The following is a 21,229-nucleotide window of genomic DNA, read 5'->3' on the forward strand; positions in this document are numbered from 1 at the left end:
CGCGCCCGGTCGCCGTCTGGCATCACCGAGGCCGGCCGCGAGCAGTAGAGCGGCATCGCGCCGGGACTGCTCAGGCCGACCTGTCACCAGCGGCCAGCCAGCGCAGCACGCCCTGGCCCGCCGCCCGGCCGCTGGCAAAGCAGGCCGTGAGCAGATAGCCGCCGGTGGGTGCTTCCCAGTCGAGCATCTCGCCGGCACAGAAGACGCCAGGCAATTGCCGCAGCATCAGGCCCTCATCCAATGCTTCCAGGTGCACCCCGCCCGCGCTGCTGATGGCTTCTGCCAGGGGGCGCGGTCTGACCACGGTGAGGGGCAGGGCCTTGCAGGCCTGGGCCAGCCGAGCCATGTCCTGGAACGTTTCCGCCGGGGCCAGCTCGCGAAGCAGGGCGGCGCGGGCGCCGTCGATCCCGGCGTGACGCCGCAGGTGATTGGCGAGGGACTGGCTGCCGCGTGGCTTGGCGAGTGCCCGGCCGAGTTCGGCGAGGTCGCGCTGGGGGGCCAGATCCAGGGTCAGGGTGGCCTGGCCGGCGCCTTCGATGGCCGAGCGGATCTCGGCAGACAGCGCATAGACCAGACTGCCTTCGATGCCGGTCTCGGTAAGGACGAATTCGCCCTGGCGTGGCGGTTGGCCGGGCAGAGCCAGGGCGGCGGGCTTGACTGGCGCGCCGGCATGGCGGGTCTTGAGGAAGTCACTCCAGCCAGCCACCTCGAAGCCACAGTTGGCCGGTTCCAGCGGTCGCAGTGTGATGCCACGTTCGGCCAGCAGGGCCTGCCAGGCACCGTCCGAGCCCAGGCGCGGCCAACTGCCGCCGCCCAACGCCAGTACACAGGCCTGGAACTGCAAGAGGCGCTCGCCTTCCGGGGTCGCCAGGCGCAGCCGACCCTCGGCGTCCCAGCCCAGCCAGCGGCTGCGGGTGTGGATGCGTACGCCCTGATCGCGCAGGCGATGCAGCCAGGCGCGCAGCAGCGGCGCGGCCTTCATGTCGGCGGGAAACACTCGCCCCGAGGTGCCGACGAAGGTCTCGATGCCGAGGTCATGGATCCAGGCACGTAGGGCATCACTGTCGAAGCTATCGAGCCAGAGACCGACGCCGCGCTCGCGTTCGCGATAGCGCCGGCGAAAGGCGGCCTGTTCCTCGGCATGGGTGATATTCATGCCGCCCACACCGGCCAGCAGGAACTTGCGGCCCACGGAGGGCATGGCGTCGAAGAGGTCTACGGGGATGCCGGCAGCGGCCAAGGTCTCGGCCGCCATCAACCCGGCGGGGCCACCTCCGATGACAGCGACGGCAGGGGTGGCGGGGGAGAGAGACATGGCGGCATCCAGGAGCTACGGAAAGCCGCCATTGTACGCGAGGTGCTGGGCTCTTAGACCACGCCAGCCTGACCCAGGGGCGCCGCCAGGGGTTCTTCCAGTCGCTCCGGAATCAGGGGCTCCGTGCGTCCCGGCGTCAGGATCACCTTGCGGCAGTCCTCCTGCTTCTTGTCGAAGATCTTGTAGCCCTCGACCGCCTGCTCCAGGGACATCCGGTGGGTGATGATGGCCTCCGGCGCCAGGTCGCCGCGCTCGATATGTTCCAGCAGTTCCGGCAGATAGCGCTGTACGTGGGTCTGGCCCATCTTGAAGGTCAGGCCCTTGTCGAAGGCGTCGCCGAACAGGAAGCCATGGATGAAGCCGGCATAGACGCCCGGGACACTCACGGTGCCACCACGCCGTACCGCGGCGATGCACTGACGCAGGGCCTTGCCACTGCTGCCTTCCAGTTTGAGGTTGGCAAGAATGGTCTCGGTGGTGCTGCCCTTGGCCTCGAAGCCTACCGCATCGACCACACCGTCGACGCCGCGCTTGCCGGGTGTCTGCTCGATGATGGTCGCGGCCGGGTCATCGTCTTCGTCGAAGTTGATCGGGATGACGCCATAGGTCTGCTGGGCATAGGCCAGGCGATAGGGGTGGTGATCGACCATGAAGATGCGCTCGGCACCCAGCATCCGCGCGCAGGCCGCGGACAGCAGGCCGACCGGCCCGGCGCCGTAGATGGCGATGCTGGAGCCCTGACCGATGCCGGTGTTGAGCACCGCCTGCCAGGCGGTGGGCAGGATGTCGGAAAGGAACAGCACCTTCTCGTCGGCCAGGGTACCGGGCACCTTGAAGGGCCCGGTGTTGGCCTTGGGTACGCGCACGTACTCGGCCTGGCCGCCCGGTACGCCACCGTAGAGATGGCTGAAGCCGAACAGGGCCGCGCCCGGTGGGATCTGCTTCTTGTTGAGAATGGCGCCGCGGCCGGTATTGGTGGTTTCGCAGGCGGCGTAGAGATCCTGGTTGCAGAAGAAGCAGCTGCCGCAGGCGATGACGAAGGGAATCACCACCCGGTCGCCTTTCTGCACGGCGGTCACTGCCGGACCGGTTTCCTCGACGATACCCATGAATTCGTGGCCGAAGATATCACCGTGCTCAACGGTGGGAATCTTGCCGCGATAGAGGTGCAGGTCCGAGCCGCAGATGGCTGTGGCGGTCACCCGCAGGACGATGTCGTCGGCATCCTGGATGGTCGGATCAGGAACGGTATCGACGCGGACATCGTGGGCACCGTGGTAGGTCAAGGCTCGCATGGCGGTCTCCGTAGGGCGGTAAGCACCTAGGATTGAGGCCACCGCCAGCCGAGCGGTTCCGCGGCCTCGGACCGGTGGTATGGCACCTTGATAGTGACCGATCGCGGCTTTTCGCCGCCAGTGCCCAGTCTAGAGCCGGGCAGGCGCAGCGGCGTCAGCGGTTGCGGATATAGACGGCCTTGCCCGCGCTGCGATCGGCAGGGTCGCGTTCCTGGACCTCGAAACGATCGCCATGGGCCTTGACCAGACCGCTGAACTTGCGATGCCCATAGAGGCGGGCATCGAAATCCGGACGCACCTTGCCCAGGTTGGTGCCGACCAGGCCCAGATTGGCCCAGCCGCCTTCGTCGGAGGCGTCTTCCACCGCCTGTTCAATGAGCTTGAGGATGGTGCTCAGCTTGGGCTTGCCGCGATTGGTGGTGGCCGGCTTGTCGGTGGTACTGCTGGCTTCCCGCGGCTCTTCGCGCGGCTTGGATCTGAGGATCTCGGTGTAGATGAATCTGTCGCAGGCCGAGACGAAGGGGTCCGGGGTCTTTTCTTCGCCGAAGCCATAGACCGTCAGCCCTTCCTCGCGCAGCCGCGCCGCCAGGCGGGTGAAGTCGCTGTCGCTGGAAACCAGACAGAAACCGTCGAAGCGGCGGGTGTAGAGCAGATCCATGGCGTCGATGATCAGGGCGCTGTCGGTGGCGTTCTTGCCCTTCGTATAACCGAATTGCTGCACCGGCTGGATGGAGTGGTCGAGCAGCACCTTTTTCCAGCTGTTGAGTTGCGGCTGGGTCCAGTCGCCATAGATGCGCTTGACGCTGGCCACACCGAAGCGGGCGATCTCGGCCATGAGACCGTCGACGATGGCAGCTGGTGCGTTGTCGGCATCGATCAGTACAGCCAGGCGCGCCTGGCTGGATTCAGAGGTCTTGACTGTCTTGCTCATGAAAACTCCTGTTCAGGTCAGGCCCAGTTCCTGCCAGACCTGGGTCGCGGTGTGATGGAGAATGCCGTGCCGGCGGGCCAGGGCCTGGCGATCGGCGGAATAGCCGCCACCGATGACTCCCACGACCGGTATATCCGCCGCCAGGCAGCGCCGCAAGACGAAACCGTCCCGGGCGGCGAGACCGGCATCGGTGAGATCCAGATAGCCCAGGGCGTCATCGCGGTGGACGTCGACGCCGGCGTCGTAGAGCACCACGTCGGGTTGATGAAGGGGCAGCAGGTAGCCCAGGGCCTCGTCGAGAACCTGAAGATAGCCGGCGTCGTCCAGGCCGCGGGGCAGGGGGATATCCCAGTCGCTTTGCGCCTTGCGCGCCGGATAGTTGGTGGCGCAGTGCAGCGAGACGGTGACGGCGTCCGGCACCTCGGCGAGGATGCGTGCGGTGCCATCGCCCTGGTGGACGTCGCAGTCCAGGATCAGCACCCGCCCGGCGCGCCCACTTTCCAGCAGCGACAGCGCCAGGATCGCCAGGTCGTTGAAGATGCAGAAGCCGGCTGGATAGTCGTGGTGCGCATGATGGGTACCCCCGGCGAGGTGACAGGCCAGGCCATGGCGCAGCGCCAGCTCCAGGGTGAGCAGGGAGCCGCCCACGGCGCGGATGGTGCGGCGCACCAGGGCTTCGCTCCAGGGCAGGCCCAGCTGGCGCTGCAGCGGCGGCGCCAGCTCGCCGGCCTGGAAGGCGCGGATGTAGGCGGGCGCATGGGCCAGCGCCAGCACCTCGTCCGGGCAGAGCTCGGGCCGCTGCCAGTTGTCCGTGCCGAGAATGCCACTGGCGCTCAGGTGCTCGTGCAGCAGGCGGAATTTCTCCATCGGAAAGCGATGGCCTGCGGGGAAGGGCGGACTGTAGTCCTCGTGGTAGACCAGTGGCAGGCGCGTGCTCAAAACACCAGGAGCTCCAGGATGAACCAGAGGATGCCGGTGCAGAAACCCAGTGCCAGAAGGAACAGCAGACCATCGCGGGCGATCAGCGACAGGGCGAAGGAGGTCAATGCCAGTCCCGCCGTGGTGTTGGCGAAGGGCACCAGATCCAGCACCGGCATGGTCGCGGCGATCAGGATGCAGAGCAGGGCAGTGACGAAGTGCGCCGGGCGCGAGGTGAGCACCCGCAGTCGCGACTTGACCACCTTGTCCACCCAGCGCGCCGGCCGCTGCAGCAGCCGCAGCGACTTGCGCAGCTTGCCGCGCGAAACCGAGCGCTGCAGCACCCAGCGCGGCAGCCAGAAATGATCCCGGCCAAGCAGCAGCTGGCCACTCACCAGCATCACGAAGACGGCAATGGCGGTAGCGATACCGGGAATGCCGGTCAGCGGCGAGATCGCCAGTACCCCCGGCAGGAGAATCATGGGGCCGAAGGAGCGGCTGCCGATGGCATCGATCAGGTGCCGCACCGAGACCTGGTTCGGGCTGTTACCCACCCGCTCCAGGCAGGCCAGAAAGCTCTGGAGGTCTACCGGGCCATCCTGCCCGGCATCGCAGCTGGCGGGCTCGTGCTCCAGGGCCTCGTCCTTCATGGCTGGCCGCTGTCCAGCATGCGACGGATCCAGCGGGTCAGGTCCTGGCGGCCATAGGGCTTGTTGAGAATCGGAAAGCGTTCGCCGTTGCCTTCCTCGAGTTCCAGCGCGTTGTTGGCGTAACCCGTGGTCAGCAGGATGCGCAACTCGGGCTGCCGCCGCTGGGCCTCCTTGGCCAGCATCACGCCATTCATGCCGCCCGGCATGATGAGATCGCTGAACAACAGATCGACGGCGGGCTCGCGAGCGAGGATGTCCAGCGCCTGCTGGCCATTGTGGGCGACCAGCACCTGGTAGCCGGTCTCCTCCAGGATGGCCTGGGCCAGCGCCGCCACGTCCGGTCGGTCATCCACCACCAGGATGGTCTCGGAGCCACCGCCGTCTTCGTGCGGGGTCGGCAGGGGTGCCGGATGCTCACGCGCCTCCTCTTCGGAAACCGGGAAGTAGAGACGCACCGAGGTGCCTATGCCGACTTCGGAATAGAGCCTGACCAGGCCGCCCGACTGCTTGAGAAAGCCATAGACCATGGACAGGCCCAGGCCGCTGCCCTGGCCTTCGTCGCGGGTGGTGAAGAAGGGGTCCAGGGCGCGCCCGAGCACGTCGGTGGACATGCCGCTGCCGGTGTCGGTCAGGGCGATGCAGACATAATGCCCCTGGGCCAGACCGCCGTGGGCCAGGTCCTGGCCATTGACCTCGACGTTGAGGGTTTCCAGGGTCAGGGTGCCGGCGCCTCGCTCCTGCATGGCCAGGCGGGCGTTGTCGACGATATTGAGCAGCGCCGTTTCCAGCTGGATCGGATCGAGGCGGCAATTCCACAGCGCCGGTGCTGGTCGGAAGATGAAGCGGAAGGGCTCACCCAGCGCCTGGGTCAGGCGCCCCTGGCGGGCATTGATGAGCTTGTTCAGGTCCACCGCGCGCCCGGTCAGGCGTTGCTTGCGAGCAAAGGCCAGCAGCTGCTGGGTCAGGGTCGCCGCTCGATTCACTGCGTCGCGGGTGTTGTCAACATGGCGCTTGGCCTTGTCCTTGTCCAGTTCCGGACGGTCCAGGTTGATCCTCAGGATATCCAGGTAGCCGACCATCACCTGCAGCAGGTTGTTGAAGTCATGGGCGATGCCACCGGTGAGTTGGCCCAGGGCTTCCATCTTCTGCGCCTGGCGCAGGGCGTCCTCGGCATCGCGCCGACGGGAGACATCCAGCTGCGAGGCGAAGTAGTAGCGCAGGTGCCCCTCGTGATCGAACACCGGCGAAATGAACAGCGCGTTCCAAAAGGTCGAGCCGTCCTTGCGGTAGTTGAGCAGCTCAATGTCGCAATCGCGTTGCTCGCGTACGGCATTGCGGATTTCGGCGATGTGCTCCGGACGGGTGTCAGGCCCTTGCAGGAAGCGGCAATTGCGCCCCATCACCTCGTCCAGGGCATAGCCGGTGGTACGCAGGAAGGACTCGTTGGCGAAGATGATCGGATTATCCGGCTGATGTGGATCCGTCACGATCATCGGCATCCGGGTCTTCTTCACGGCGGCGAAGAAGATGTCGTCGTGTCCGAGGCCCTTGCCCAGCTCCGCGATCTGCGCTGCGGAAGGGTGGGGAGACGAAGCGTTGGCGGTTTCGGTCATGGAAAGGAAGCCTGCGAGCGGACAGCGATACCTTCATTGTGACCGCTTATACGGCCACAAGCTCCACCAGTTATCGTCATACGATGAGCAATGTGTCTGGAAGCACGGCGAACGCACAGGATTTGACCGGTTTTGCGTATGATGATCGCTCTCTGTCAAGGAACCCTCCCCATGAGCAAGGTGCTGGACAACCTGGTCGATCTGCTGACCCTCGAATCCCTGGCCCCCGATCTGTATCGCGGCGGCAGCCAGGATCTCGGCTTTCCCCAGCTCTTTGGTGGACAGGTGCTGGGTCAGGCGCTGTCGGCGGCCAGCCAGACCGTGCCGGTGGAGCGCCGCGTGCACTCGCTGCATGGTTACTTCCTGCGCGCCGGTTCGGCGGTGGAGTCGGTGACCTACCAGGTGGATCGCATCCGCGATGGCGGCAGCTTTTCCACCCGCCGGGTCACCGCCTTCCAGGGCGAGCAGCCGATCTTCTTCTGCAGCGCCTCCTTCCATGTCGAGGAGCCTGGCTTCGAACACCAGACGACCATGCCGGAGGTGCCCGCACCCGAGACCCTGCAGTCGGAGATCGCCCATGCCCAGCGCTATGCCGAGCTGATCCCCGCGCCGCTGCGCGACAAGCTGCTGGGGCCACGGCCGATCGAGATGCGCCCGGTGGTCTTTACCGATCCCTTCAAGCCGGAGCCGACCGAGCCGGTCCGCCACGTCTGGTTCCGCGCCACGGGCGATTTGCCGGACCAGCCGGCGCTGCACCGCTACCTGCTGGCCTATGCCTCGGACTTCAACCTGCTGCCAAGTTCGCTGCTGCCTCATGGCACCAGTTTCTGGGATCGCTCGCTGCAGATCGCCAGCCTCGACCATGCGGTCTGGTTCCACCGCGATTTCCGTCTGGACGACTGGCTGCTCTACGCCATCGACAGTCCCTGGGCCGGTGGCGCGCGTGGCCTGTGCCGCGGCAGCATCTACAACCGCGCGGGCCAGCTGGTGGCCTCGGTAGCCCAGGAAGGACTGATTCGCAAACGCGGCTAAGACCAGGCCCTCTAGCTGGCTATTTCGGTAGCACCCTTATAGGCTCTTGCCTGCGAAGCACCGGGCGCCTGTCCAGGCGTCCCAGACACATCATTAGTTTGAGGCATCGTTCTTGAATCGACTCGAGCGCGTCGTAACCGGTATCCAGGGGCTGGATGAGATCTTGAAGGGAGGCCTGGTCGCAGGCGCGTCCTATGTCATCCAGGGCCGTCCGGGCTCCGGCAAATCGATCATGGCCAATCAGATCGCCTTCAACCATGTGCGCGGCGGTGGCCGGGTGCTGTTTGCGACCATGCTGTCGGAAACCCACGAGCGGATGTTCCAGTTCTTTTCCACGCTGGATTTCTTCGACCGCTCCTGCATCGGGGATCAGGTCCAGTACCTGAGCGCCTTCGACACCATGGAAGGCGAGGGGCTGGATGAGGTCGTGCGCCTGCTGCGGCGCGAGATCAGCCGGCAGAAGGCCAGTCTGCTGGTGGTGGATGGCCTGCTCAATGCGCGCTCGCGTGCGGAAACGCCCATCGACACCAAGAAGTTCATCGCCGAGTTGCAGGGGCATGCGGCCTTTGCCGGTTGCACGGTGATCTTTCTCACCAGCGCGCGTCTCGAAGATGGCAGCCCGGAACACACCATGGTCGATGGCGTGCTGGACCTGCACGAGGAAGAGATCGGCAGTCGCACCATCCGCCGCCTGGCGCTGCGCAAGACCCGCGGTAGCGGCGCGTTGCCGGGCTTCCACGAATTCACCATCTCCGATGCCGGCATCACCGTGTTTCCACGGTTGGAAACTCTCTATCGCGATCCCTCGGTGGGCGCGACCTATCGCCTTGGGCACCAGCGGGTAACCAGCGGCGTGGCTTCGCTGGATGCGATGATCGAGAACGGGCTACCGGAAAGCTCGACCACCTTGCTCATGGGGCCTTCGGGTTCCGGCAAGACGTCCATTTCGCTGAATTTCCTGGCCGCCTGCACGCCCGAGGCCCCCGGTCTGATGTTCAGCTTCTATGAACCGCCGGAGCGGCTGCAACTCAAGGCCGACGCCCTGGGGCTCGATCTGGCCGGGCGTATCGATCAGGGCGCACTGCACATGCACTGGCAGCCCACGACCGAGTTGCGCCTTGATGAAGTGGGTCTGAAGCTGCTCGCGCTGGTCCAGCAGCACGGCATCAGACGGCTGGTGATCGACAGCCTGGGCGCCATTGCCCGCTTCGCCCTGCCACAGGGGCGGCTCATCGAATACTTCAGCGCATTACTGAACGAGCTGCGTACCCAGGGCGTCACAGTTCTAGCTACCTGGGAATTACGGGACATGTTTGGCGCGGACATAGCAGCGCCGGCCCCCGAACTTTCCAGCATGGTGGACAATCTGATTTTGCTGCGATTCGTCGAGGCCGAGGCGGAGATCAAAAGAGTTCTGTCCATCCTCAAGGTGCGGGATAGCCTTTATGACCCCTCGCTACGCGAGATGGTGATAGACAACTCTGGAATCGAACTGAAAAAGGCGTTCAAAGACATGGTGAAGGTGCTTTCCGGTTCAGCCATGCCCTCAATACAACCATGATCGCGTCGGCTGGGAGAGTCTCCACATGACGACGATACTGGTAGTCGATGACGAATTTCTGATAGCGGACATCCTGGCCTTCGCTCTTGAAGACGAAGGCTACATGGTGGTCAAGGCGAGCAACGGCCGCCGAGCGCTTGATGTCTTCGATCGAGAACTACCGTCGCTGGTCATCACCGACTTCATGATGCCGGTGATGAATGGCCGTGAGCTGGCGGAAGCGTTACGTGAACGCCAGGGCCTGCAACACCTGCCCATCATCCTTATGAGCGGGGCCCAGGCACACCTGGCCCAGGAGAGTTCGGAGCTGTTCGATGCCGTGTTCCAGAAGCCGTTCAACATTGGCGAAATCGTGGACGCGGTACACAAGCACCTGGTAACGCTGGAACGTTAATGGGCTCCACAGCAAAAAGGCCTGTCTAGACAGGCCTTTTTGCTGTGGAGCTGGCGCAGTGGCCAGCCCGGCGTCTCCGATCAGGAGCGCGAAAGCAGTACGCCCAGCACGAAACCGACACCGCCGGCGATGGCCAGGGCAGTGAAGGGCTTGTCGGCGGTCACATTGCGCGCGCAGTCGATGGCCTGGCCATATTGCTCCTGCAGCTTGCCTTCCAGTTGACGGGCCTTGCCCTCGGCTTGCCAGTCGGCATTGCCGGTCGCTGCGCCGAAACTGTCCTGGACCTTGCCGGTAGCGTCCTTGGCATTGCCTATGATCTGATCGGTATTCATAAATGCACCTCGTGTGGGAAACGGGGGAGGTCATGCCAAACGGCATGCTTCCTTTATTGATCCGCGCCAGACGCATTTCGTTCAGGTCAATTTGCTGTTCGCGACATCTTTCGCGGTTCCCTGTCGAGAGGATTCATGATCTCCAGCCGTCTTTCCGTCCTTTGCCTGCTGTCGCTACTGGCTGGCTGCAGCACCCAGCAGCCGCCGGTCGAGCCCCCGACCAGTGCCGATGACCTCTTTACCCGTCCGATCATCGCCGAAAGCGTTCTGCGCGAAGGTTCACGCCTGCAGCTGGCACTTGCCCTGGCAGAGGGCGGTTCCGCCTTGGTTTCTCTGGATTGCACGACCGACCAGGCCGAGCTGCTCTACCTTGATGGTGCTCAGCGGGTCTATCCCGGACGGGTGAATGCCTATGCCGTGCCCCTGCCGCTGAGCGCTACCAAGGTCGCGACGCTCAGGCAGCGTCCCGATGTGGCGGCGCTCTGCGCCCAGCCGGCCAATACCGACTGGCGCGCCCTCGCCAGTGGCCCTGGCGGTGACACCCTGGTGATCGACCGTAACAGCCTGGTGGATGCCAACGGAATACGCCGCTTCTGGGGCGGTCAGCAACTGGCCGTCGCGGTGCAGACGCCGCGCTATGGCGCTCCGGTGCGTCAGTGGCGCGAATCCCTGGCCGCCGATTGCACGGCGCGTCGTTACCTGCTGCTGGCGCGCTACGGCCTGGACGACCGCGGGCGGGTGACCGACAGCCAGCTGGGCGCCCAGGGCCAGGAGGCCTTCACGGCGGCGCCGGTCGAGCGGCGTACGCTGCTGGAAGCCGCCTGTGATCGTCGGGACGCCTTACTGGCCACGCCACGCCTGGATGGGGTCAAGGCTGCCGCCACCGCACCGGCCGCACCACCGCCCCTCGGCGAATTGCCCGCGCCGCAGGCTCAGCCCCTGCAGGCGTTGAAGGCGCAGGCGTTACCCGCGCCGCGTCTGGCCGTCCAGCGCTTCGTGGAGGAGGGCGAAAGTCGCTACGAAGGCCAGACCCATGCCTATCGCGAAGAGGTGCAGGTCAGCCCCGGCCCGCAGCCCGGCCTGCTGCGCTTCAGTGCCCAGGGCAAGGCTGCCCGGGTCGATTCGCTCAACTGGCGCGGGCTGATCGATCTGGTACGTCGTACCCGTATCGACAACGGCAATCTGCCGGTGGAAGAGGTGGCCAGCCTGGACCAGCTGAGCTTCAGCGGCGACTGGCGCGCCCTTGCCGTGGGTAGCCAGGTCGGCTATCAGGGGCGGCAATCCCTGACCGGCAATCTCAAAGGCACCGAACAGCGCGAAATCAGGCTGTCCTGCAAGGTGGTGAGCGAAGGCGAGGCACGCAAGGTACTGGCCAGCCTCAGCGGGCGGGCCAAGACCCTGGAGTGCCAGCATGGCGAGACGGGGAGCGGGCCGCGGAGTCGCTGGACCTATCTGGAAGACTACGGCTTCTTTCAGCTGACCAGTGTCGGCGCCGGCCGTGCCATGGGGCTGGAAAAGCACCTGAAGGAGCTGCGATAGCCGAACCAGAGCCCTTGGCCGAAAGACGGACGCTCAGGAAAGGTCTGGAAGTTCCCAGGCGATATTTTCCTTACAGGTAAAGATCACTCTCTCAAAGCGCTCTTTTTGGCAAATTAGTACCTGGAGTACGCTGTGTCTATCGAAACAGCACAACCAAGAGGTATTCGCTATGAAAGTCCTGGGTGTCCAAGCCATCGTCGCCGTCCTGTTCCTGGGCCTGCTGTCGGGTACGGCGTCCGCTGCCAGCCGCGACGTATCGAACAAATCGATCCGTGCCAATGCGCAAACGCAGTTCCAGTCGGAGCATCCGAACCGGGTCTCCGCGCTCTACCAGAACAATGCCAACTAGTCTGGCGGCTGTCTCGACGCCCCGGCGACCCACTCATCGCCGGGGCGTCGTGCTGTCTGGCCAGCCGCCAAGGCAGGTCTCGGCCACTTCCCCGCGTGATTCGCTTCACCTGCCGCCCCTCCGAGAAAAGCCGCAGTTCAGCACCTTCCTGACGGCCGTGGACTCTTGCTCCGAAGCGGTCGGCGGCGCAGGCTGGGCGTCCGTCAGCAGAACGAGACAGAGTGATGAAGATCGGCGAATTGGCCAGACGCACCGATTGCGCGGTCGAGACCATCCGCTACTACGAGCGGGAGGGGCTGCTGAGCCCGGCAGCGCGTAGCAGCAGCAACTATCGCAGCTATGACGACACTCAGGTCGAGCGTCTGGTATTCGTCCGCCATTGCCGTTCGCTGGACATGACGCTGGAGGAGATTCGGGCCTTGCTGGCCCTGCGCGACACCAGCGAACCCGGCTGTGCCCAGGTGGATGCCCTGATCGGCGCCCATCTGCATCATGTCGAGGTGCGCATTCGCGAATTGAATCAGCTTCGCGAGCAACTGGTGACCCTGAGGCGTCACTGCCAGGGAGAGGGCGAGGGTGACCGTTGCGGCATCCTGCGCGAACTCGGTCAACCGGCGGCGCCGTCAGCGACTACGGCCAGTTGCAGTGCGGCCGGACACGCCCATGTGCCCGGCACCCACCGTCTGCACGACTAGCCAGGACTCAGAGCGTCTCTGCCCAGAGGTCGTACTCGTCGGCGTCGGTGACCCGGACCCAGACCTTGTCGCCCGGCTTGAGGGGATTGGCGCTGTCGACATAGACGTTGCCATCGATTTCCGGGGCATCGGCGTAGGAGCGGCCGATGGCGCCTTGCTCGTCCACCTCGTCGATCAGGACCTCGATCTCGCGACCGATCTTGAGCTGCAGGCGCGCCGCGGAAATGGCCTGCTGGTGCGCCATGAAGCGCTCCCAGCGCGCCTGCTTGACCTCGTCCGCCACCGGCTCCAGGCCCAGTTCGTTGGCGGGTGCGCCTTCGACCGGTGAATACTGGAAGCAGCCGACGCGATCCAGCTGGGCTTCGGTGAGCCAGTCCAGCAGGTACTGGAAGTCTTCCTCGGTCTCGCCGGGGAAGCCGACGATGAAGGTGGAGCGGATGGTCAGCTCCGGGCAGATCTCGCGCCAGCGCTTGATGCGCGCCAGGGTCTTGTCCTCGAACGCCGGGCGCTTCATCGACTTGAGCACCTTGGGGCTGGCGTGCTGGAAGGGGATGTCCAGGTAGGGCAGCAGCTTGCCGGCGGCCATCAGCGGAATGACGTCGTCGACATTGGGGTAGGGGTAGACATAGTGCAGGCGCACCCAGACGCCCATGCCCGACAGCGCCTCGCACAGTTCCAGCATGCGCGTCTTGACCGGCTGGCCGTTCCAGAAGTCCAGCCGGTACTTGAGGTCGACACCGTAGGCGCTGGTGTCCTGGGAGATCACCAGCAGCTCCTTGACGCCCGCCTTGACCAGGCGCTCGGCCTCGGACAGCACGTCACCCACCGGGCGGCTGACCAGTTTGCCGCGCATGGAGGGGATGATGCAGAAGCTGCAGCTGTGGTTGCAGCCTTCGGAAATCTTCAGATAGGCATAGTGGCGCGGGGTCAGCTTGATGCCCTGGGGCGGCACCAGGTCGATCAGCGGATTGTGCTCCAGCTGCGGCGGCACCACCTCGTGCACGGCGTTGACCACCTGCTCGTACTGTTGCGGGCCGGTCACCGCCAGCACGCTGGGATGCACGCCGCGGATGTTGCCCTCGTCCACGCCCATGCACCCGGTGACGATCACCTTGCCGTTCTCGGCGATGGCCTCGCCGATGGCGTCCAAGGATTCGGCCTTGGCGCTGTCGATGAAGCCGCAGGTGTTGACCACCACCACGTCGGCGTCTTCATAGGTCGGCACGATCTCGTAGCCTTCCATGCGCAGCTGGGTGAGGATGCGTTCGGAGTCGACGGTGGCCTTGGGACAACCGAGGCTGACGAAACCGACCTTGGGGGCGGACGTTTGGATGGACATGGGCTAACCTCGGCGGGCGCTCAGGAGGCGCCTTGATCAAAAAACGCGCGATTCTAGCCATCTCTGCCGCCGCTTGGAAGGGGCAGGCGGGTCCTGGCGACCGCGCAGAGCTTTTTGCCGACCAAGGAGTCTATGGTGCTGGAAGCGCTGCGCCGAGAGGTTGCGCGCGCCACGCTACCGGCCTTTTCAACTTGATCCTGACGCCGCTTCGGCGCAGGATGCGCCGATTTTAGACTCTAGGAGCCCTGCATGAGCCGTCCGGAACACGAGCACGGTGGTAAAGCCCCTTCGGCCTTGGGAATGATCGTGCTCGCCACCGGCGTGGTATACGGCGACATCGGCACCAGTCCTCTCTATACCCTCAAGGAAGTCTTTTCGCCGCACTACGGCCTGCCGCTGAATCACGACAGCGTGCTCGGCATCCTGTCGCTGATCTTCTGGTCGCTCATCTGGGTCGTCACCCTCAAGTACATCACCTTCGTCATGCGCGCCGACAACCAGGGCGAGGGCGGCATCATGGCCCTCACGGCCCTGGCTCGCCGCGCCGCCCAGGGTTCGCCACGCCTGGCCACCACCCTGGTCCTGCTGGGGCTGTTCGGCGCCGCGCTCTTCTACGGCGACAGCATGATCACCCCGGCGGTCTCGGTGCTGTCGGCGGTGGAGGGCCTGGAGCTGGCCTTCGATGGCCTGGACGCCTGGGTCGTACCCATTGCCCTGGTGATCCTGGTCGGCATCTTCGCCATCCAGAAGCGCGGTACCGCCACCATCGGCAAGTTCTTCGGGCCGGTGATGGTGCTCTGGTTCACCACCCTGGGCGCCCTGGGTGTCTATGGCATCGTCCAGCAACCCGAGGTGCTCAAGGCCTTCAATCCCTGCTGGGCGGTGCAATTCTTCGTCGACAACCCGGTGAAGGGCTTCATCGTGCTGGGTGCGGCGGTGCTGGCGCTGACCGGCGCCGAAGCGCTCTATGCCGACATGGGCCACTTCGGGCGCAAGCCCATCGCCCGGGCCTGGCTGCTGCTGGTGCTGCCAGGGCTGGTGCTGAACTACTTCGGCCAGGGCGCGCTGCTGCTGGCCGATCCCGCGGCGGTGCGCAATCCCTTCTATCTGCTGGCGCCTGAGTGGCTGCTGCTGCCGATGATCGGCCTGGCGACCCTGGCTACCGTCATCGCCTCCCAGGCGGTGATCACCGGCGCCTTCTCCATGACCCGCCAGGCCATCCAGCTGGGCTACATCCCGCGCATGCAGGTCCAGCACACCTCCAGCCAGGAGCAGGGGCAGATCTACATCCCGCTGATGAACTGGGCGTTGATGCTGGGGGTGATCTTCCTGATCCTGACCTTCCAGTCCTCGGCCAACCTGGCCGAAGCCTACGGCGTGGCCGTGACGGGGACCATGCTGATCACCAGCTGCCTGGTGTCGGCGGTGATCCTGCTGCTGTGGAAATGGCCGCGCTGGATCATGGTGCCGCTGCTGATCGGCTTTCTGCTGGTCGACGTGCTGTACTTCTCCGCCAATGCGCCGAAGATCCTCTCCGGCGGATCCTTCCCGGTGATCGCCGGTGTCATCATCTTCATCCTGCTGACCACCTGGAAGCGGGGCCGGCAACTGGTGGTGGAACGCCTGGACGATGGTGCCCTGCCGCTGCCGATCTTTATCAGCAGCATTCGCGCCCAGCCACCGTTCCGCGCCAAGGGCACCGCGGTGTTCCTCACCGCCCGCACCGATGTGGTCCCACACGCCATGCTGCACAACCTGCTGCACAACCAGGTGCTGCACGAGCAGGTGGTGCTGCTCACGGTGCGCTACGAGGACCGTCCGCGGGTATCGCGCGGCGAGCGCATCGAGGTCGAGGACTTCGGTGACGGCTTCTATCGGGTGGTGTTGCACTATGGCTTCATGGACGAGCCGGACATCCCCCTGGCGCTCAGCCACTGCCCCTATCCAGGGCTGGATTTCACGCCGATGCGTACCACCTACTTCCTCAGTCGGGAGACGGTGATCGCTTCCAAGCGGCTGGGCATGGCGCCCTGGCGGGAGAATCTCTTCGTCTTCCTGATGAAGAACGCCAACGGCAACCTGAGATTCTTCAAACTGCCGGTGAACCGGGTGATCGAACTGGGTACCCAGGTCGAGATCTAGTCCGGCGCAGCAAGAAAAAAGGCCCCAGCAGGGGCCTTTTCTTTGCCTAGTTGAACACCGGCGGCGGCAGGGCGTCGGGATCGGTGATGAAGGGCATCTGCCAGCTGTCGAGGGTCTGCCCACTGCCTTCCAACTCGCTGCGCACCGTGCCTATGTAGCCGGCCAGGCGCAGGGGATCGCTGTAGTCGCCCTCGCTGAGCCGTTCTTCGGTGTAGAGCGTCTTGCCTTGGGCATCGACCACGCCCAGGGCCAGGTCGTGGCCATCCGTGCCGGAAGACACCACGCAGCCAAGGGGCTGAAAGGCATCCACCAGGATCTTGCTGGCGGCATCGGCGGAAAGCGGTGTGCTCATGTCGGGAGTCTCCGTGGCTGTTGCAGCCATAGACCGCGGGAGACCGGCCCCTTGTTCCGGCCGTTCGTCCGGGCCCCAAGCCAGTCCAAAGTCTGCTGCGCGTCGGCTAAGCGGCGTTGAAGATGGCCTCGGAATGCTCATTTACCAATCGTAAACTCCGCTTCCTCAGCCATCTTCGCCTTGCTTAGCTCTAGCTCGCTAGCCTTTGAACAGGCTTAAAGCCCGGTCTATCTGGTGGCTATTGCGGCGTACGGGCCTCGATGGCCTTGACCATGATGTCGGCCAGCTTGTCGTAGTTCTCGTCGAAATGGTGACCGCCCGGGCGACCCAGCTTCTCACCCGGCTGACCCGCCTGGGTGCAGCCGCTGTCGTCCTTCTCTTCCTCGCCATAGACGCAGAACAGCTTGGCGGCGGGAATCTTGCTGGTTTCCGGCAGGGTATCGGCTTCGTCACCCGGCTTGCCCAGCCAGCCTTCCACGGCGATCTCGAAGTTGCTCTTGCGGCTGAAGGCCAGCAGCAGCAGCGAGCTCACCTGGTCCTGATCCGCCTTGGGCAGGCGGTTGTAGACCGCTGGCAGGATGTCGGCGCCGAAGGAGTAGCCAGCCAGGACGAAGTGCTTGGCGTTCCACTTCTCGCGGTATTCCTGCATCAGGTTGGCGAGGTCGGCGGCGACCTGCTCGGGACTCTTGTGCTGCCAGAAGTAGCGTAGGGAGTCCACGCCAACGACCGGATAACCGGCCTCGTTCATGGCCTGGGCCGAGAGCCGGTCGATATCGCGCCAGCCGCCGTCACCGGAGTAGAAAATGGTCACGACGTCGGGATGGCCGGGCTTGACGTCCGGATCGGCCGGCATCTCGATGGTCGGGATGTCGTTGTGCTGGCCCAGCAGGCGATTCTTTAGCTGGGTGCGCAGCACCACCGGCAGGGCAGTGCCATAGTCGGCGATGGTCAGGTCGGCATTGCTCTGCTGACGCACGAAGATGGCCGAATCGTCGGTCGGATGATCATTCCAGGCGATGTGCCATTGGCCAGCGGCCGCCTTGGCCGGCAGGGCGTCGGGGCAATCCAGGGTTTCCAGATTGAAGCCCACGCTCAGGGCCGCCGCCTTCGGGTTGTCCTGGGTCGTCAGCCAGCGCCAGGCGCGGGCAGCGCCCGCGCCGATGCCGCCGACGAAGGTCGGGGCGCCACTCAGCTGCTTGGCCGCCTGGGTGAAGTCGTCGTTCTGCGCCTGGCAGCTGCTGGCGACCCTGACCTCGTACTGGACGATCTCGGCGCCGGTGTTGGTCGCCAGGCCCAGCAGGTCGGCATCCGCCAGTTGCAGGTCCGAAGGCGTGGCCAGGACCACGCGGGCATGCGGCTCGCCCTTGGGTGCGGCCATGGTCAGCAGGCGGCCATCCGGCTGCTCGACGACCTTGACCTGGGGCGCCGACGGCCAGCGATGGAGCCACCACCAGCCCAGACCTCCAGCGATCAGCAGGATGACGAGCAGTACTGCGAGTGCACGTTTCAGCATAGGAGTCTCAACGTTTGACCAGGCCGGTATAACCCCCGGCGATTAGGGCGGCGGTATCGGCGAAGGCGACTAGGGGATCCAGGCCGGCGGGCACCGCCATGTAGCGCGGTTCCCATTCCGGATCGAACTTGTCCTTGAAGCGACGCAGCCCCTGGAAGTTATAGAACTGTTCGCCACGTCTGAACACCATGGCCCCCAGGCGCTGGGTGATGGGGGCGCCACGGCGGGGGTGCAGGCCGGCCAGCGGGACCATGCCCAGGGAGAAGCGGGCGAAGCCGGCAGCCTTGAAGTGCAGGATCAGCCCCAGCATGAGGAATTCCATGGTCTGCTTGGGCGCATCCGCGGTGACCCGCATCAGGTCGATGCTGGCCAGGTCGGGGCGTTCGGTTTCCAGCAGGTTGGCGAAGGCCACCGCCTTGTCCTGGAAACGCACCACGGCGATACGAAAGTGCTTGAGGTAGGTCGGATCGAAACGACCAAGGGAAAAGCCCTTCTCGCGCACCTGCTTGCTCTCCAGCCAGACGTCGGAGATGGCCTTGAGCTCGTCCAGCGGCGCTTCGCCCGGGGCGTGGAATTCGATAGCCAGGCCGTCGCGCTGGCCGCGATTCCAGGTGTATCTCAGGTCCTTCTTGCCCTTGCTGTCGAGATCGAAGGCATGCAGGTCCACCCGGGCCTCTTCGCCAAGCTTGAGCGCCGTGAGACCGATGTCCATGTAGAACGGCAGGTTCTCCGCCCGTACCTGATAGAACACCGGCCGGGCATGGTGCAGGTCGCAGAGATCGCGAAATTTCCAGATCAGCTCGGCGCGAGGCTGGGAGCGGCCGATGGGATCGAAGAGGGCGATCAGACTGCGACCCCGTCGTCCGTACATCAGGAAGGCATCGTCGCTGTCGTGGAAGAGCAGGGCCTTGTCACCGGTCATCACCAGGCCGCCATCCGGCTGACTGGATTTGCGCACGATGCCGAAGGCCCGCTCGAGCTCGGCGCTGGTGGGGGCTTCGATCGGCGGCGGCGCGGCGCGCAGCAGCCAGCCCAGGGCGATGATCAGCAGCAGGACCGAACTGCCCAGGGCGGCACGCAGGCCGCGTGGGGCATCGGCATCCAGCGCGAATTGCCACCAGAGGCGGGTGTCGTAGGGCACGTCCTGATAGGCGAACAGCAGCAGCCACACCGAGGCGGCGACCACGCAGATGCTGGCGGTCACGTACAGCGGCGAGAAGGGCTGTTCCATCAGCCGGCTGCGGCGATAGAAGGATTTGCGGAAGATGGCGAGCAGCGCGGCCGTGATCGCCAGAATGGAGGCTTCCTCCCAGTCGAAACCTTTCAACAGGGACAGCAGGCAGCCCAGCAACAGCAAGACCAAGGTCACCGCCCAAGCCGCGGAGAGGCGCCGGCGCAATCCCTGCGCCAGCAATAGACAGACGACGCCGATCAGGCTCGCGCCCAGGTGGGAGGCATCGATCAACCGCTGGGGCAGCAGGAAATCCATGCCTTCCAGGCGGGTGTCTATTTCAGGGGTGACCCCAGAAAAAAGCAGTACCACCCCAGAAAAAAAAACCAGGATGGCGAGGATGGGTGCCGCCAGGCCGGAGGCGACCCGTACGGCCGGACTGTTCGACAGCAGGCGGCGGCCTTCGCTGAACAGCAGCACCAGGCAGGCGATCACGAAGGGCAGCAGCACATAGAACAGGCGGTAGACCACCAGCGCCGCGGCCAACTGGGCGGCGCCCAGCTCGTTGGCGAAGGCCGCCAGCAGGACAGCCTCGAACACGCCGACACCGCCCGGAACGTGACTGAGCACCCCGGCGGCCAGCGCCAGCAGGTAGACCAGCAGGAAGGCACCGAAGGGCGGCGCTGTGGGCAGCAGCAGATAGAGCACCATCGAGGCGGCGGTCACGTCGAGGATGGTGATCACCAGCTGCAGCACGGACAGCCGCAGGGTCGGCAGGCGCAGGGCACGCTTGCCGATGCGGAAGTGCAGGGCGTGGGCGCAGGGCTGCTCGGGCACCCGCCAGCGGCGCAGGGCCAGGATGCCGACGGCATAGCCGAGCAGGATCAGGGCGGACACGGTGATGATCACCGCTTCGGGAACGCGCAGGGCCTGGGTGGACGCCGGCAGATTGGTCAGGGCGGCGATGGCGGCCAGGGGCGGCAGCGCGGTGCCCAGCGCCAGGCTGGAAAACACCGTCATCTGCGCCACTTCCAGAGCGCTGAGGCCCTGGCGGGCATAGAGGCGATAGCGCACCGACCCGCCGGACAGCATGGACAGGCCAACCGCATTGCCGATGGCGAAGGCGGTAAGGCCGCCCATGGTCCAGGCGCGTGCCGGCAGCTTGACGTCGGCGAAGCGCATGGCCGACCACTCGTAGCCGAGCAGGATGGTGAAGCCGGCGGCTGCGGCGATCAGCGCGCCGATCAGGGAGGAGTGTGGAATATCGTGAAGGGCATCATGGAGAGCTTCGCCATCGATGCTGCTCAGCAGATGCCAGCAGACCACCAGGGCGGCGGCGAACAACACCAGCGTCAGACCCAGTTCGATGGGTTGCCGGTAGGCCGTCAGGCGCTCCAGGAGGCGCCAGGGCAGCGCCTGAGGGGGCGACACAGGGTGGTCCGCAGGGGATGCCGGCTTCGAGGAGACCTCTTTGGCTGGATCAGGTGCAGTCATGCAAACTCCTCTAGACAGGAACGCGCGTCAGATTACTGGTCGCGCGCGGTTTGCCAAGCCTTGTACAGATAAAAAAGCTCTATACCAACCTTTGTAGCTCTTGTAGCCACAGAGTTCGCACCGCCTGGATCTGAACCGGGTCAAATTCAGGGCAAAAAAAAACCACTCAAGAGAGTGGTTTTTTCGAATTTGGTTGCGGGAGCTGGATTTGAACCAACGACCTTCGGGTTATGAGCCCGACGAGCTACCAGACTGCTCCATCCCGCGTCCGATGTGGCTCAGTATAGGGCCAAGAAAAAATTCGTCAAGGAAAAATTTAATATTCATCAAAGGCTTATTTACCAAGCAGGGACGGGCCTACTTGTCGCCATCGCTTTTCTGCATCTGCACCGACGCCTTTTCGCCGCTGGAGCGGTTCTGCTGATCAGATTGGTCGCGATCGAAGCAGCCACCCAGCATGAAGCTGAGGAGCAGGGCAGAGGACACGAGTAGAGGGCGCTTCATGGGGGTTCTCCTAGGGGTACGTCCTCAGTCGACCCATCTAGCCGGCAAAGGGTCCGGAAACCCGATGAGGGCCCCTGCGCGATCAAGTGA

At 64.8% G+C, this 21,229-nt stretch carries 19 protein-coding genes and 1 tRNA gene; 7 read left to right on the forward strand and 13 right to left on the reverse strand.

Annotated elements, in window-relative coordinates:
- Positions 1-70: 70 nt before the first annotated feature.
- The 6 genes from OMP44_RS02955 to OMP44_RS02980 form a co-directional block, all read right to left on the reverse strand.
- A complete protein-coding gene (locus OMP44_RS02955; protein ID WP_280306358.1) occupies positions 71-1,315 on the reverse strand; it encodes a BaiN/RdsA family NAD(P)/FAD-dependent oxidoreductase in 1,245 nt (414 codons plus the stop codon).
- Positions 1,316-1,368: 53 nt separating this feature from the next.
- Positions 1,369-2,610, reverse strand: a complete 1,242-nt coding sequence (locus OMP44_RS02960; RefSeq protein ID WP_017642201.1) for a zinc-dependent alcohol dehydrogenase — start codon at positions 2,608-2,610, stop codon at positions 1,369-1,371.
- 154 nt (positions 2,611-2,764) lie between these two features.
- A complete protein-coding gene (locus OMP44_RS02965; protein ID WP_158891225.1) occupies positions 2,765-3,541 on the reverse strand; it encodes an NYN domain-containing protein in 777 nt (258 codons plus the stop codon).
- 12 nt (positions 3,542-3,553) lie between these two features.
- Positions 3,554-4,480, reverse strand: a complete 927-nt coding sequence (locus OMP44_RS02970; RefSeq protein WP_187979707.1) for a histone deacetylase family protein — start codon at positions 4,478-4,480, stop codon at positions 3,554-3,556.
- On the reverse strand, positions 4,477-5,109 hold the full coding sequence (locus tag OMP44_RS02975; protein ID WP_280306359.1) for an exopolysaccharide biosynthesis protein: 633 nt from the start codon (positions 5,107-5,109) through the stop codon (positions 4,477-4,479). Before OMP44_RS02975 ends, OMP44_RS02970 begins: the two co-directional genes overlap by 4 nt.
- On the reverse strand, positions 5,106-6,722 hold the full coding sequence (locus OMP44_RS02980) for a histidine kinase famiy protein (RefSeq protein WP_133861128.1): 1,617 nt from the start codon (positions 6,720-6,722) through the stop codon (positions 5,106-5,108). Before OMP44_RS02980 ends, OMP44_RS02975 begins: the two co-directional genes overlap by 4 nt.
- A gap of 171 nt (positions 6,723-6,893) precedes the next feature.
- On the opposite strand from OMP44_RS02980, the gene tesB reads away from it, so the two are divergent.
- The 3 genes from tesB (at position 6,894) to OMP44_RS02995 (ending at position 9,709) form a co-directional block, all read left to right on the forward strand.
- Positions 6,894-7,754 carry an acyl-CoA thioesterase II gene (gene tesB, locus OMP44_RS02985; protein WP_133861127.1) on the forward strand — a complete coding sequence of 287 codons (861 nt, stop codon included), beginning with the start codon at positions 6,894-6,896 and terminating at the stop codon, positions 7,752-7,754.
- Between the two features lie 112 nt (positions 7,755-7,866).
- Complete coding sequence (locus OMP44_RS02990; RefSeq protein WP_280306360.1) at positions 7,867-9,315, forward strand: ATPase domain-containing protein; 1,449 nt, start codon at positions 7,867-7,869, stop codon at positions 9,313-9,315.
- A 25-nt stretch (positions 9,316-9,340) separates the two neighbouring features.
- On the forward strand, positions 9,341-9,709 hold the full coding sequence (locus tag OMP44_RS02995) for a response regulator (RefSeq protein WP_133861125.1): 369 nt from the start codon (positions 9,341-9,343) through the stop codon (positions 9,707-9,709).
- An 80-nt stretch (positions 9,710-9,789) separates the two neighbouring features.
- On the opposite strand, the gene OMP44_RS03000 is transcribed toward OMP44_RS02995, so the two are convergent.
- Positions 9,790-10,041 (reverse strand): CsbD family protein, encoded by a 252-nt coding sequence (locus OMP44_RS03000; RefSeq protein ID WP_017642209.1) that lies wholly within the window; start codon positions 10,039-10,041, stop codon positions 9,790-9,792.
- Positions 10,042-10,176: 135 nt separating this feature from the next.
- On the opposite strand from OMP44_RS03000, the gene OMP44_RS03005 reads away from it, so the two are divergent.
- From OMP44_RS03005 to cadR, 3 genes are all read left to right on the forward strand, one after another.
- Complete coding sequence (locus tag OMP44_RS03005; RefSeq protein ID WP_280306362.1) at positions 10,177-11,580, forward strand: hypothetical protein; 1,404 nt, start codon at positions 10,177-10,179, stop codon at positions 11,578-11,580.
- Between the two features lie 169 nt (positions 11,581-11,749).
- Positions 11,750-11,929: a hypothetical protein gene (locus tag OMP44_RS03010; protein ID WP_133861123.1), complete on the forward strand. Its 180-nt coding sequence runs from the start codon at positions 11,750-11,752 to the stop codon at positions 11,927-11,929.
- Between the two features lie 224 nt (positions 11,930-12,153).
- The gene (gene cadR / locus OMP44_RS03015) at positions 12,154-12,624 is read left to right on the forward strand and encodes a Cd(II)/Pb(II)-responsive transcriptional regulator (protein WP_133861122.1); all 471 of its coding nucleotides are present in this window, start codon (positions 12,154-12,156) and stop codon (positions 12,622-12,624) included.
- Between the two features lie 7 nt (positions 12,625-12,631).
- Here cadR and rimO read toward each other — a convergent pair whose 3' ends face one another.
- Positions 12,632-13,957 carry a 30S ribosomal protein S12 methylthiotransferase RimO gene (gene rimO, locus OMP44_RS03020; RefSeq protein WP_187981377.1) on the reverse strand — a complete coding sequence of 442 codons (1,326 nt, stop codon included), beginning with the start codon at positions 13,955-13,957 and terminating at the stop codon, positions 12,632-12,634.
- A gap of 306 nt (positions 13,958-14,263) precedes the next feature.
- Here rimO and OMP44_RS03025 point away from each other — a divergent pair, with 306 nt between their 5' ends.
- Positions 14,264-16,105 (forward strand): potassium transporter Kup, encoded by a 1,842-nt coding sequence (locus OMP44_RS03025; RefSeq protein ID WP_280306759.1) that lies wholly within the window; start codon positions 14,264-14,266, stop codon positions 16,103-16,105.
- A 46-nt stretch (positions 16,106-16,151) separates the two neighbouring features.
- On the opposite strand, the gene OMP44_RS03030 is transcribed toward OMP44_RS03025, so the two are convergent.
- The 5 genes from OMP44_RS03030 to OMP44_RS03050 all read right to left on the reverse strand — a co-directional run bounded on the left by OMP44_RS03030 (position 16,152) and on the right by OMP44_RS03050 (position 21,139).
- A complete protein-coding gene (locus tag OMP44_RS03030) occupies positions 16,152-16,457 on the reverse strand; it encodes a hypothetical protein (RefSeq protein ID WP_273862296.1) in 306 nt (101 codons plus the stop codon).
- Positions 16,458-16,695: 238 nt separating this feature from the next.
- Positions 16,696-17,970 (reverse strand): virulence factor family protein, encoded by a 1,275-nt coding sequence (locus OMP44_RS03035; protein WP_280306366.1) that lies wholly within the window; start codon positions 17,968-17,970, stop codon positions 16,696-16,698.
- A 7-nt stretch (positions 17,971-17,977) separates the two neighbouring features.
- The gene (gene mprF, locus OMP44_RS03040; protein WP_263258930.1) at positions 17,978-20,635 is read right to left on the reverse strand and encodes a bifunctional lysylphosphatidylglycerol flippase/synthetase MprF; all 2,658 of its coding nucleotides are present in this window, start codon (positions 20,633-20,635) and stop codon (positions 17,978-17,980) included.
- A 190-nt stretch (positions 20,636-20,825) separates the two neighbouring features.
- Positions 20,826-20,902, reverse strand: a tRNA-Met gene (locus OMP44_RS03045).
- A gap of 90 nt (positions 20,903-20,992) precedes the next feature.
- On the reverse strand, positions 20,993-21,139 hold the full coding sequence (locus tag OMP44_RS03050) for a hypothetical protein (protein ID WP_280306368.1): 147 nt from the start codon (positions 21,137-21,139) through the stop codon (positions 20,993-20,995).
- Positions 21,140-21,229 lie beyond the last annotated feature (90 nt).

Origin of the sequence: Pseudomonas flavocrustae (assembly GCF_029872515.1) — a bacterium.
Lineage (GTDB): Bacteria > Pseudomonadota > Gammaproteobacteria > Pseudomonadales > Pseudomonadaceae > Chryseomonas > Chryseomonas aestiva.